Origin of the sequence: Streptomyces blattellae, assembly GCF_009709555.1 — a bacterium.
Classification (GTDB): Bacteria; Actinomycetota; Actinomycetes; order Streptomycetales; family Streptomycetaceae; genus Streptomyces; species Streptomyces blattellae.
Window position 1 is genome coordinate 1 of the sequence record NZ_WJBG01000168.1, and the last position, 12,500, is coordinate 12,500.

The 12,500-nt window shown below is 69.0% G+C and carries 10 protein-coding genes and 2 pseudogenes; 10 read left to right on the forward strand and 2 right to left on the reverse strand.

What is annotated here, in order from left to right; translation table 11 throughout:
- Positions 1 to 400 precede the first annotated feature (400 nt).
- The 9 genes and pseudogenes from GFH49_RS21865 to GFH49_RS41575 form a co-directional block, all read left to right on the forward strand.
- Entirely contained in the window at positions 401 to 1,303 is a 903-nt protein-coding gene (locus GFH49_RS21865; RefSeq protein ID WP_230396412.1) for an SDR family NAD(P)-dependent oxidoreductase, read from the forward strand.
- A gap of 719 nt (positions 1,304 to 2,022) precedes the next feature.
- Positions 2,023 to 3,018: an ABC transporter substrate-binding protein gene (locus GFH49_RS21870; RefSeq protein WP_196218080.1), complete on the forward strand. Its 996-nt coding sequence runs from the start codon at positions 2,023 to 2,025 to the stop codon at positions 3,016 to 3,018.
- An 11-nt stretch (positions 3,019 to 3,029) separates the two neighbouring features.
- Entirely contained in the window at positions 3,030 to 3,878 is an 849-nt protein-coding gene (locus tag GFH49_RS21875; RefSeq protein ID WP_155057800.1) for an ABC transporter permease, read from the forward strand.
- Positions 3,875 to 4,651 carry an ABC transporter permease gene (locus GFH49_RS21880; protein WP_230396413.1) on the forward strand — a complete coding sequence of 259 codons (777 nt, stop codon included), beginning with the start codon at positions 3,875 to 3,877 and terminating at the stop codon, positions 4,649 to 4,651. Before GFH49_RS21875 ends, GFH49_RS21880 begins: the two co-directional genes overlap by 4 nt.
- Positions 4,648 to 5,475, forward strand: a complete 828-nt coding sequence (locus GFH49_RS21885; protein WP_230396414.1) for an ABC transporter ATP-binding protein — start codon at positions 4,648 to 4,650, stop codon at positions 5,473 to 5,475. Before GFH49_RS21880 ends, GFH49_RS21885 begins: the two co-directional genes overlap by 4 nt.
- 265 nt (positions 5,476 to 5,740) lie before the next feature.
- Complete coding sequence (locus GFH49_RS21890; protein WP_155057801.1) at positions 5,741 to 6,307, forward strand: (2Fe-2S)-binding protein; 567 nt, start codon at positions 5,741 to 5,743, stop codon at positions 6,305 to 6,307.
- Positions 6,304 to 7,296 carry an FAD binding domain-containing protein gene (locus tag GFH49_RS21895; protein ID WP_155057802.1) on the forward strand — a complete coding sequence of 331 codons (993 nt, stop codon included), beginning with the start codon at positions 6,304 to 6,306 and terminating at the stop codon, positions 7,294 to 7,296. The genes GFH49_RS21890 and GFH49_RS21895 overlap by 4 nt, the downstream gene beginning before the upstream one ends.
- Positions 7,293 to 9,425, forward strand: a complete 2,133-nt coding sequence (locus GFH49_RS21900) for a xanthine dehydrogenase family protein molybdopterin-binding subunit (RefSeq protein ID WP_155057803.1) — start codon at positions 7,293 to 7,295, stop codon at positions 9,423 to 9,425. Before GFH49_RS21895 ends, GFH49_RS21900 begins: the two co-directional genes overlap by 4 nt.
- Positions 9,426 to 9,465: 40 nt before the next feature.
- Positions 9,466 to 9,663, forward strand: a pseudogene (locus GFH49_RS41575) (hypothetical protein); the annotation flags it as partial.
- A gap of 71 nt (positions 9,664 to 9,734) precedes the next feature.
- Here GFH49_RS41575 and GFH49_RS21910 read toward each other — a convergent pair.
- Positions 9,735 to 10,964 carry a metallophosphoesterase gene (locus GFH49_RS21910; RefSeq protein ID WP_196218082.1) on the reverse strand — a complete coding sequence of 410 codons (1,230 nt, stop codon included), beginning with the start codon at positions 10,962 to 10,964 and terminating at the stop codon, positions 9,735 to 9,737.
- Positions 10,965 to 11,194: 230 nt separating this feature from the next.
- A complete protein-coding gene (locus tag GFH49_RS21915; RefSeq protein WP_155057805.1) occupies positions 11,195 to 12,067 on the reverse strand; it encodes an SDR family NAD(P)-dependent oxidoreductase in 873 nt (290 codons plus the stop codon).
- 238 nt (positions 12,068 to 12,305) lie between these two features.
- Here GFH49_RS21915 and GFH49_RS21920 point away from each other — a divergent pair.
- Positions 12,306 to 12,500, forward strand: a pseudogene (locus tag GFH49_RS21920) (MarR family transcriptional regulator); the annotation flags it as partial.

The following is a 12,500-nucleotide window of genomic DNA, read 5'->3' on the forward strand; positions in this document are numbered from 1 at the left end:
GTTTCTGGGCGACATGCCGAGCGACTCGCCGAGTTCGCTCATGCCCGCCGGTTCGCTCTTGAGCGTCAGGCCGAGGAGCAGGGCGGCGCGGGGCACGGTCATTCCGGCGCTTGCGGGCATGTTCACATGAAGCCACTGTCTCAGGCCCATGCGTAGATTCGTGAATCCGGCGAAGGCCGGGTGGCCTGTCGCGGACGAGAGGGCCTGGCCGGGCGTGTCCGAATCGAGGGGCGATGTAGACAACCCGTTCCTTATCAATTGACAATGTCGCCGGAGTTAAATTAACAATGATGCCGGGATGGCGCCCTGTCTGGCAACAGGGCAATGAGCTGTCACCAGTAGGCCGCGTCGGAGATGGCGGCTGAAGAAACCCCCACAGATCAGGACAGGACAACCAGTCATGGACCAGACCAAAGCGCAGCGCGTTGTCGTCATGACCGGCGCCACAGCCGGGCTCGGCGCCCATGCGCTGCAGCGCATCGCCGCTCAGCCCGGCACCCGGGTCATCGTCGGCGCCCGGGGGAGCGGTCCCTCGGTGCCGCGCGGTGTCGAAGTGGTTCCGCTCGATCTCTCCTCGCTCGCCAGCGTCCGCGCATTCGCCGACGAGGTGACACGGCAGGTCGGTGACGCCCGCATCGACATCCTCGTCCTCAACGCCGGCAGGCAGACCTCCAATGCCGACAAGCCGAGCGTGGACGGCTTCGAGCTGACGTTCGCGGTCAACCATCTCGCCCACTACCTGCTGTCTCGGCTCCTGATGCCGCGCATGGCCGACCACGGCCGCCTGGTGATCACCACGAGCGACACGCACGACCCCAAGATCACCCCGATCGCGCCCAAGACCCTTGAGCCGCAGAAGCTGGCGCACGGCTTCGGCGCGGGGGTGCGCGCCTATTCGTCATCCAAGCTGTGCAACATTCTGACCGCGCACTCCTTCGCGGCGCTGGACGAGGTCAAGGCCCGTGAGATCAGCGTGATCGCCTTCAATCCCGGTCTCACCGGTGGCACCTCGCTCGGGCGTGACGCCTCGCGCGCCAGGCGCATGCTCCTCACGCTCCTGATGCGCACCGTCTTCCGGGTGGCCGGCCTCTTCCGCCCCGAATACGTCATGGGCTCAGCCGAACGCTCGGGCGAACTGCTCGCCGAAGTCTCCCTGGGGAACATCGCCCCGCCGCCCGGCAAGATCTACGTCTCCCTGGTCAAGGGTGAAGCGACGTTCCCCGACCCCTCGGAGCTGGCGCGAAGCCGGGACGCTCAGGACCTGCTGTGGCGGGAGAGCGCGGCCATGGTCGGTGTCGCGTAGGAGACCGGGTGACACGCGAACCGCCGGGCGGTCGCAGGGGTGAACGCCGGCCACGTGCGACGCGGCCGATGGCGCATCCCGCGGCCGTCGCCGGCGTTTCGGTGCTGTCCGCGGCAGGGGCCGTGGAGCCGATGCCGGTCCCAGGTCTCCAGCTGTGGCCGCCCCTGTGATACGGGTCTCCTCGCACCGACCGGACCCCGACCCCCGTACCTCCTCGCGGTCGCCGAGTTACCCACTGTGATGCCTGATCGGCGTAGTCAGGCGGCACACGACGACGGTACGACGACGAAGCTCCAGCGAAGCGCGGGGAAACCGGATTGCTGTGAGCTGGAACGGCGGTCCGGCCCTCGCGTCCGCGACGTGTTCGCTCACCGTCAACAGGCCGCTCGCCCCGGGCTCTCCAATGCCCCTGGTGGGCGATTTCCATCCAAAGGCGCGGTGCTTTCCGCTCGCCGGGCCGGGACGCCGTGCGCCCGCGTCGCATGGACGTGGGCCGCCTTTCGGCCATGTCCTGAGTCTTGCGTCCGCCGGATAGTCGTTCATATGCTAACCACGCATGAACGTGGCTACACAGCGTAATCATCTGTGCGCGGGCGCCGTGATCGCCTGAGCGCAGATGCCAGCCAACCGCGAAGAACCGGATACGAGATGCCCACGCGGACGGGCCATGCCCGTTGCGCGGCGCGCGCCTCTCGGTCGGCATGCGAACGGAGACAAAGATGTCAACGAGGTTCAGATCGGGCGCGGTTATCTCGCTGATCGCGACCACCATGGTGGTGTCGGCGTGCGGCGGCGATGACGACGGCAGCGCGTCGGCTGAGAGCAGCGGGAAATCAACGGTCACTATTGCCTTTCAGCCGGCGTCGGCGACCTCATGTCTGAAGGTCACCGATGAGCGCGGCATCTTCGCCAAGCACGGAATCACGATGAAGTTCGCTGCCGCGGCGACCGGCTCTGGATCGATCCCCCAGATCCTCAATGGGCAGATCACCATGGGGGTGGGCTCCCCCACCGCTGTTCTCAGTGCCGTGAGCAGTGATTTGCCCGTCGTCATCACCAGCGGGGTCGATCAGGACTTCGACCGGGACGGCGTGACCGCGGTGGCGGCCATCGTCGGCAAGGGCTCGGACATCAAGTCGTTCAAGGACCTTGAGGGCAAGACCGTCGCGGTGAACTCGCTCCAGGGCAACTGGGACGTGACGCTCAAGGAGGCGGTGGCGAAGTCCGGCGGCGACCCGGACAAGGTGAAACTCGTCGCGGTGCCCTTCGCGGATCAGGCGGCGGCTCTGAAGTCGGGACGGGCCGACGCGGTCTACACGCTGAATCCCTTCGCCGCGCAGCTCCTCGATGAGGGCCATGTGAGCATCGGCGATCCGCAGGCCGTCGCCTTCGACCAGCCGGACGCCGCCACGTCCGTCGCCTTCATGTCCAAGCAGTTCGTGGACGACAACCCCGACGTCGTGCAGAACTTCAACGCCGCCCTCGAAGAAGGCAACGAGTGGTGCAACTCGCACCCGGACGACATGAGGAAGGCCATCGCCCGCATCACGGAGGTTCCTCAGGCAGTCGTCGACGCGACGCCCCTCCCGGCCTACGCCACGGGAATCGAGCCGTCTGAGATGGACGACTTGGGTGAGCTGCTCGTGAAGTACGGGGTCCTCAAGGAATCCCCGTCCTCCGATGAGGTCACGTGGTCGGGCGTGCCCGCAAAGTGAAGACGGACTCGATGCTTCCTTCCGAGAGCAGCCAGAAGGCCGGGGCTGCCGGCGCGATCGCCTCGTCGGCTGATCCGCGCCGGGGCCGATGGCGCGTGTCGTCGCGGTTGCTGATCCCCCTCGGGACCACCGTCGGCCTGCTGGCCCTGTGGGAGCTGCTGGCCCGTGCCGGGGCGCTGCCCGCCGAGGTCCCGCCGTTCACGGAGGTGGTCAGCTGGCTGGCGGGCGAGTTCGACGACGGCACGTTCTGGGACATGCTCGGCCAGACGCTCTGGCACTGGTTCGCGGGACTGCTGATCGGCGGCGCCGCAGGCATCGTGGTCGGCGGCACGATAGGCATGGTGCCCTTCGTGCACCGGCTGCTGAACGTACCTCTTGAGTTCCTGCGGCCGATCCCGGCCATCGTGTACCTGCCGCTGCTGATCCTGGTGATGGGCTCACGATCGGTGACCGCGATCATTCTGGCGTCGCTGGGCGCTCTCTGGCCGATGCTCTTCCAGTCGGTCTACGGCGTGCGCGCGATCGACGCACAGGTGGTCGAAACCGGCAAGGTCTTCGGCCTGCGGCGGCGTCAGATCCTGTGGCACATCATGCTGCCCAGCGTCCTGCCGTACCTGGCGACCGGGGTGCGGATCGCATCGTCTCTGTCACTGATCGTCGCTGTCTCGGCGGAACTCGTGGGCGGCATACCGGGGCTCGGTACGGAGATGGCCGCCGCGGCGCAGAACGGCCGCTATACGGCGACGTATGGCCTGCTGCTCGTGTCCGGTGTCCTCGGCCTGCTGCTCAACGCCGCGTTGGAGGGCAGTGAGAAGCGGTTGTTGCGCTGGCATGTCTCTCATCGGGTGGTGAACGCATGAAGCGCTTCGCACGACTGCGGTCGGTCGCCGTCTCGCTGCTGGTTCCGGTGGTCGCACTCGTCCTCTGGTGGGTGCTGTCCGCCGACAACTCGTCCCCGTTCTACCCGTCGCTTGAGACGATCCTCACGAACTTCCGGGAAACCTGGTTGTTCGAGCGCGCCGGCTCAGATGTCGTGCCCAGCTTGACCCGGCTCGCCCTCGGCTACCTGCTGGCGGTCGCCGTCGGCATCCCGCTGGGGGCCCTGCTCGGCCGTGTGCGAGTGGTGCATCTGGCGTTGCAGCCCGCCATTCAGTTCGCGCGGTCGATCCCGGCGACGGGGCTCGTGCCGGTGAGCATCGTGCTCCTGGGCATCGGCGATACGCCGAAGATCGTGCTCATCGCGTTCGTGTGCGTGTTCCCGATCCTGCTGAACACGGTGGACGGCGTGCGCGGTGTCGAGCGGGGGCTTGAGGATGTCGGACAGACCTTCCGTCTCACCCGCCGCCAGCGGATCTTCGCGATCCATCTGCCCTCGGCCGCTCCGCAGATCTTCGCCGGCATGCGCCTCTCGCTCTCGATCGCCTTCATCATGATGATCGTCACCGAGATGATGGGCGCCACCAGCGGTCTGGGTTTCGTCACGCTCACTGCTCAGCAGAGCTTCCAGATCCCGCTCATGTGGTCAGGAATGATCTTGCTGGGTGTCCTTGGGGCATTGCTGAACGCCCTGTTCGTGCTGGTGGAGAGACGAGTGCTCCGTTGGCATTACCTATCCACCGGGAGGATGCGGTGACGAAGCTCGTTGTCAACCAGCTGGCCAAGACCTACGGCGATCCGGCCAAGGGCGGTGTCGAGGCGATCCGCGAGATCAGCTTCGACGTGCGCGAGGGCGAGTTCGTGTGCATCGTCGGCCCCTCCGGTGGCGGGAAGACCACGCTGCTGCGATGCCTGTGCGCGCTGCACGGACGCTCGGGCGGACGCATCGAACTCGACGGGCGCGACGTCACGCAGCCACCTCCGGAGATAGCGGCCGTCTTCCAGGACTACAGCCGCTCGCTCATGCCGTGGTACAGCGTGCGCCGCAACATCGAGCTGCCGCTGAAGAACACGATCGCAGACAAGAAGGAGCGCTCGGAGCGCGTCGAGTGGTCGCTGCGGGAGGTGGGTCTCGGGGGTCTGGGCGATCGCTACCCGTGGCAGCTCTCGGGCGGCATGCAGCAGCGTGTCGCCATCGCCCGCGCGATCGCCTACCGGCCCGAGATCCTGATCATGGACGAGCCGTTCGCGTCCGTCGACGCGCAGACCCGCGCCGGGTTGGAGGACCTCACCCTCGCGGTTCGCGACGACGTGGGCGCGGCGGTCCTGCTCGTGACACACGACATAGACGAGGCCGTCTATCTGGCCGACCGCGTCGTCGTGCTGTCATCCCGTCCGGCGACGGTCATGGAGATCGTCGACATCGACCTGCCGCGCCCACGCGACCAGATCAAGACGAAGGGGCTGCCGCGTTTCGCGGAATACCGGACGCATGTGCTCGAACTCATCCGTGCGACGAGCCAACCGGAGCCAGTCTCCGAGGCGCAGCAGGCCGTAGCCGCCACTCTGCACGGGAACTGACGCCGCCGGTCCGGGGCGCCCTCCGTGAGGGCGGCGAACAGGGTAGTTCGAGCCGGTGCGGGCATCCGGGTTAAGCGAACGCCGTCCTCTTGTTAAGAGGACGGCGTTTCGATAACTTGACGGCGGATGAACGAAGGCGAGGGCATCGTCGAGGCGCGTATCCGGGTGAACGCGCCTATCGCGCTCCTCATGCGCAGCCGCAGATTCCTGTCCGATGCGGTGGGCGAGCGATCCAACCTCATCTGCGCGACAAGGAAGGCTGATCATGGCCCCAGAGACATCCAGTGCCGTGACCTTGAACATCAACGGCGAGAAGTACACGCTGTCCGTGGATCACCGCACGACCCTGCTGGACGCGCTGCGCGAGCGACTCGATCTGACAGGCGCCAAGAAGGGCTGTGACCAGGGACAGTGCGGGGCCTGCACGGTCCTGCTCGACGGCCGCCGGGCGGTGTCCTGTCTCCAGCTGGCGGTGGCCGCCGAAGGCCGTGAGATCACCACGATCGAAGGCCTGGCCGAAGGCGACCGGCTGCACCCCGTGCAGCAGGCGTTCCTCGACCTGGACGGCTACCAGTGCGGCTACTGCACCCCGGGGCAGATCTGTTCGGCCGTCGCGGTGATCGAGGAACACGCGGCCGGCTGGCCCAGTGCGGTGACGGACGACGTGCGGCCCGAGGCCGGGCCGGCACCGTTGAGCGCGGAGGAGATCCGGGAGCGGATGAGCGGCAATCTATGCCGGTGCGGTGCGTACGTGGCCATCGTCGAAGCCGTCGGCCAGGCCGCGGCGACAGCCGCGGACCGTATCGGGACCGAGGAGGTCACGGCGGTATGAGGGAGTTCGGCTACCAGAAAGCGGCAGATGTCTCCGGCGCCGTGGCGCTGCTCGACGCCGATCCGGAGGCGCGTTTCCTCGGCGGCGGCACCAACCTCGTCGACCTGATGAAGACGGGCGTCGAGCGGCCGGCCCGGCTTGTCGACGTCCGTGAACTTCCCCTGGACCGCATCGAGGTGACCGAGGACGGCGGCCTGCGCATCGGCGCCACCGTCACCAACAGCGACCTCGCGATCCACCCCGAAGTCCGGCGCCGCTACCCGGCCCTGGCCCAGGCGGTGCTGGCCGGTGCGTCCGGGCAGCTGCGCAACATGGCCACCGTCGGCGGCAACCTCCTCCAGCGCACCCGCTGCGGCTACTTCAGCGACGTGACCAAGGCATGCAACAAGCGCGTCCCCGGCAGCGGCTGCCCCGCCATCGAAGGCGAACACCACAACCACGCGATCCTGGGCGCCTCCCAGCACTGCGTGGCCACCCACCCCTCCGACATGGGCGTGGCGCTGACCGCCTTCGATGCCGTCGTCTCGTACGAAACGGCCGACGGACCGGGGGAGTTGCCGCTCGCCGACTTCTATCTCCCGGTCGGTGACACCCCGCACCGGGAGACGGCGCTGCCGGCGGGTGCGCTGATCACCGGTGTGACCCTGCCGTCCGCCCCGGTCGCCGCCCACTCCCGCTACCGCAAGGTGCGCGAGCGCGCCTCGTACGCCTTCGCGATCGGCTCGATCGCCGCCGCGATCGACGTCCAGGACGGTGTCGTACAGGATGTGCGTCTGGCGTTCGGGGCGGTCGCGTCCCGGCCGTGGCGGGCCCGCGTCGCCGAGCAGGCGCTGACCGGGGCGCCGGCCGACGCGGTGAGTTTCGCCGCTGCCGCCGACGCCGAACTCGCGGCGGCCAGGCCGCTTCCCCACAACGCCTACAAGGTGAGACTGATGCACAACCTGGTGGTGGCCGTGCTGACGGAGATGGTCCAGGAGGTGGCCCGATGAGCACGGCGACAGAGGCGCACGGCAAAGCCATCGGAGTCCCGCATGTCCGAGTGGAGGGCCGGGACAAGGTCACCGGGGCCGCCCGCTACGCCGGGGAGGTCCCCTTCCCCGACCTCGCCCACGGCTGGCTGGTGCTGTCCACCGTCGCCCGGGGCCGCGTCCGCTTCATCGACACGGCTCCGGTCCTCGGCATGCCGGGTGTGCTCGCGGTCCTGCACCACGGCAACGCCCTCCCGGTCGACATCAGCTGGGTCGATCCGCAACTGGGACCCCCGGACGCGACTCTCGGTGTGTTCCAGCAGGACCTGGTGCCCTACGCGGGATGGCCGGTGGCACTGGTCGTCGCCGAGACGTCCGAGCAGGCCAGGGAGGCCGCCGAGGCGCTCAAGGTCGACTACGACCAGGAGGCGCACGACGTCGCCCTCTCCTACGACCACCCCGGCGTCTACCCCCTGGTCGGCCCGCTGAGGCCGGCCACGGAGGAGAAGGGGGACCTGGCCGCCGAGCTGGCCGCGTCCGACGTCGTCGTCGACGCGGAGTACGCCACCGGGCAGGGGCACCACAATCCCATGGAGCCCCACGCGGTGACGGCCCGCTGGGAGGGGGACCGGCTCGAAGTCCTCGACTCGAACCAGGGCAGCCCGTTCGTGGCCAATGCTCTCGCGCAGACCTTCTCGCTCGAACCGACCGCAGTCCGGGTGCGGACCGAGCACGTGGGCGGCGCGTTCGGCAGCAAGTCGCAGGCCCGGACGCACCATGTGGCCGCCGCGATGGCCGCGCGCATCCTGGACCGGCCGGTCCGTGTGGTGCTGACCCGGCGCCAGATGTTCTCCCTCACCGGTTATCGCAGCGCCACGATCCAGCGGATCCGGCTCGGTGCGAATCCCGAGGGGAAGCTGCGGGCGGTGGAGCACCGCTCCCTGTGCCAGACCTCGACCACGTACGAGTATGTCGAGGCGAGCACGATGATGACCCGGATGATGTACGACGCCGACGCGCACCACACGGCCAACCTGGCGGTGCGGCTGGACGTGCCGACGCCCGGGTTCATGCGGGCGCCGGGAGAGGCGCCGGGCTCGTTCGCGCTGGAGTGCGCGATGGACGAACTCGCCGAGAAGTGCGGCATCGACCCGATCGAACTGCGCTTGCGCAACGAGCCCGAGCGTGGGCCGATCTCCGGCAGGGAGTACAGCGCCCGCAACGTGGTCGCCTGCTTCCGTGAAGGAGCCCGCAGGTTCGGCTGGGCCGAACGTGACCCGCGTCCCGGCGTACGCCGCGAAGGCCGCTGGCTGCTGGGGACCGGCACGGCCGCGGCCACGTACCCCATGCACGTCATGCCGTCCTCGGCCTCCGTGACCGCGAACGCGGACGCAACCTTCACGGTGCGGATCGCGGCGTCGGACCTCGGGACCGGGGCACGCACCGCGCTCACCCTCGCCGCCGCCGACGCGCTTGAGGTGGCGCCCGAGCGGGTCCGCGTCGAGATCGGGGACACCGCCTTCGGGTTCGCGATGGTCGCGGCCGCCTCGGCGGGTACCCGTTCCTGGGTGTTCGCCATCAGGAAGGCGGTCGCCCAACTCCGGGAGCAGTTGTCCCAGGGTGCCGCCGTTCCGCCGGAAGGCGTCACGGTGATGGCCAACACCTTCGCGGAGGCCGGTGCTCTCCACCACGACGACAAGGAACGGCACACGTACGGTGCGCAGTTCGCCGAGGTCGCCGTCGACCCCGCCACCGGCGAGGTGCGTGTGCGGCGCATGCTCGGCATGTTCGCGGTGGGACAGATCATCAACCCGCTCACCGCGCGCAGCCAGTTCATCGGAGGCATGACCTGGGGCATCTCCATGGCCCTGCACGAGGAGGCGGCCCTGGACGAAGCGACGGGCAGCCTGGTGGGTGCGGACTTCGCCGGCTATCACATCTCCGCGCACGCCGATGTGCCGGCCATCGAGGCGGACTGGGTGGACGACCCGGACCCGGGCGACCCGGTCGGGATCAAGGGCATCGGCGAGATCGGCAACGTGGGCGCCGCCGCGGCGATCGCGAACGCCGTCTGGCACGCGACCGGCGTGCGTCAGCGTCAGCTGCCCATCCGGCCCGACCGCGTCCTGCTGGCAACACCAGGTGCTTGATCTCGCCCAGGAGCCGGACCGCTGATTCGAGGAAGGCCGGGAGTTCGCGGTGGCGGGCGTTGCCGTTGTCAGCGGCGGCACGCCCCGCGAACTCGGCGCCGCCCTCGCCGTGGACCACGACGGCCGGGCCAGGACTCCTTCGCCTTCGGCCCGACCTGCGGCGGGATCACCGGCATCCACCATCCACGTCGGCCAGGGCGGTCGTCAGCTTCGCCCCGGCCGGTGGTGGCGCTGGTAGGGGACCGGTCGTGAGCCTGGATCCTCTGCCGATCTCACGTGCCCACGCCCGCCGCCCTCAGTCGGCCCGTCTCACGCCTGGCGTGACGCCAGTTCCACCACCGTCACGTCCGACGGTGCCCCGACCCGGGTCGGCGGGCCCCATGCGCCGGCGCCCCGTGACACGTACAGCTGCGTGTCCCCGTACCGCTCCAGTCCTGCCACCGTCGGGTTCGCCAGCTCCGCCACGAAGTTCATCGGCCAGAGCTGGCCGCCGTGAGTGTGCCCCGACAGCTGAAGGTCCACTCCGTGCTCGACGGCCTCGTCCACGAACACCGGCTGGTGCGCGAGCAATACCGACGTCCGCGACGGGTCCCGGTCTTCCAGCGCGGCCGCGAGGTCGGGGCCGTCGTCGTGGTCCTCACCGGTCACGTCGTTCACTCCGGCGAGGTCGAACGCGGCGAGCTCCACCCGCTCGTTCGCCAGCAGCTTCAGCCCCAGTTCCTGCACATGCTCCGTCCACTGCTCCGCGCCGGAGATGTACTCGTGGTTGCCCGTGACGAAGAACGCCCCCTGACGCGCCCGCAACCCGCTGAGCGGCTCGACCGCCGTTCCCAGCTCTTCCACGGACCCGTCCACCAGGTCGCCGACCACGGCGATCAGGTCCGGCTGGGTCGCGTTCACCGTCGACACGACCTTCTCGGCGAAACCGCGCCCCAGGATCGGGCCCAGATGGACGTCGCTCACCACCGCGATCCGGAAGCCGTGCGCCGACCTGGGCAGCTTCGCCAGCGGTACCGTCACCCGCTTCACCCGCGGTCCGCGCAGTACCCCGTACGTTCCATAGCCGACCGTGCCGAGCGCCACCGCGGCCGTCGCCCCGCCGACCAGCCGTGCCGCGAACATCCGCCGGGACAGCTCCGCGGGGGCTTCGCCGCCGGTGTCGGTCGCAGGCGCGGCGACGGCCGCGGGAGCGGGCGCGTCGTCAGCCGGCACCGTGACTGGTTCGGCGGCCGGAACCTGCGCGGTGGTCGAGGTCCGAGCGGCCCGGCGCCGCAGCCACCGTGTCAGCGCGGGCCGGATCACCTCGCCGGACAGGACGCCGAGCAGCAGGTAGAGCGCGATGGCGAGCCACAGGTAAGCGGGCCACGAGAGGACCCGGACCAGCCCGAACGGCAGTCCGGCCGCCGAGCCCACGAAGGACGTGAGCATGAACGCGGGCCCCGTCACGAACACCGCGGTGCTCCATCGCCGCCACGCCGTGCCGGGGACGGTCGTGTCCCGGATGAGGCGGCGCCACACGTACCAGTGCCCGGCGCCCATCACCCCCACTACCACCGGTATGGCCACGATGAGCAAAATTCCCACGCTGTAGCGCCCTCTCTGATGTTCAACACACGTGATCACGGGGCGGACGCATGCCGTTCTGCAGGCCGGAGACGGTGTCCCGCACCTTCGGGGCCGCCCCGCGAACCCTTGCACACCACGGCCGTTGAGTTGAGGCCGAGGCTTCCGTGTGGCGGCCGGGTGTTGCCGTCACATGGGGTCGGACCCTACTGGATGCCGACCATGACCGCACTCTCCCGCCACAGCTGGTCCTGGGCGTCTCGGGTGCGCGCCAGTTCCGAGGGGTCGGGGAACGTCGCTTCACCCTTGACCAGGGAGACGTAGATCTTGCCGGGCGGCGGGGCGATGTTCCCCAGAGAGACTTCGGCCAGCATTTCGCCCGAGCGTTCGGCCGTGCCCCTGACGAACTGGGGGCGGAAGAGGCCGAGTACCCGGAAGAGCGTCCCCATCAGGAGCCTGACGAAGAACTTCCGCGCCCGCGAGGCGTCCCGCCCGAGCGAGGTCCCTCCGGTGAGACCCGGGTTGAAGGCGATGACCTCGATCCCCCGGGCCTTGACCTCGTCCAGTGCCAGGACGGAGTACGCGGTCAGGATGTTGCACAGCTTGGACGCCGGGTAGGCGCGGATGCCCGCGCCGAAGCCGGTCTTGGTCGGATGCGCCAGCTCCTGCGGTTCAAGGGTCTTGGGCGCCATCGGACTGTCGTGCGTGTCGCTGGTGGTGATCACCAGGCGGCCGTGGTCGGCCAGGTGGGGCAGGAGGAGCCGGATCATCAGGTAGTGGGCGAGGTGGTTGACCGCGAACGTCAGTTCGAAGCCGTCCGCGCTCCGCCCCTCGATGCTGGCCGTCTGTGTGCCGGCGTTGAGGACGAGGATGTCGATGCGGGCGTCACCGAGTTGCCGTGTCACCTCGTCGGCGAATGCGCGGACGCCGGCGAGCGAGGAGAGATCGAGCGGAACCACTTCGACACCGCGCGGCACCGAGGGGTTGCTTCCCCGGGCGCCGACGATGACCCGGGTGCTGGGCTGAGCGGCGATGCGCTGCACCGCATGGGCGCCGAGTCCGGCTGTGGCGCCGGTCATGACGACAACGTGCTGCGGCGTGACTTGATCCATGGCTGGTTGTCCCGTCCTGATCTGTGGGGGTTCTGTCGGCTTGCGGTCTCGACCGCGGGCCGGTGGCGACTCACTGCCGGTTGCCGACACGGCGCCATCTCTGACACCATTGTTAATGTAACTTCGGAGATATTGTCAATTGATAAGGAGTCGGGTGTCAAGATCGACTTACGGCTTGGGCGGACCGGGCGAGACCACCTCGTCCGTGACAGGCCATCAGCTTCTCGCCGGATTCGCGAGCTTGCGCAAAGGCCTGAGGCAGTGGGTGCAGGCGAACCTGCCAGCCGGCGGCGGCGCACTGACCGTGCCCCGCGCCACCCTGCTCCTCGGCCTGGCACTCAAGAGCGAACCGGCGGGCATGAGCGAACTCGGCGAGTCGCTCGGCATGTCGCCCAGAAAC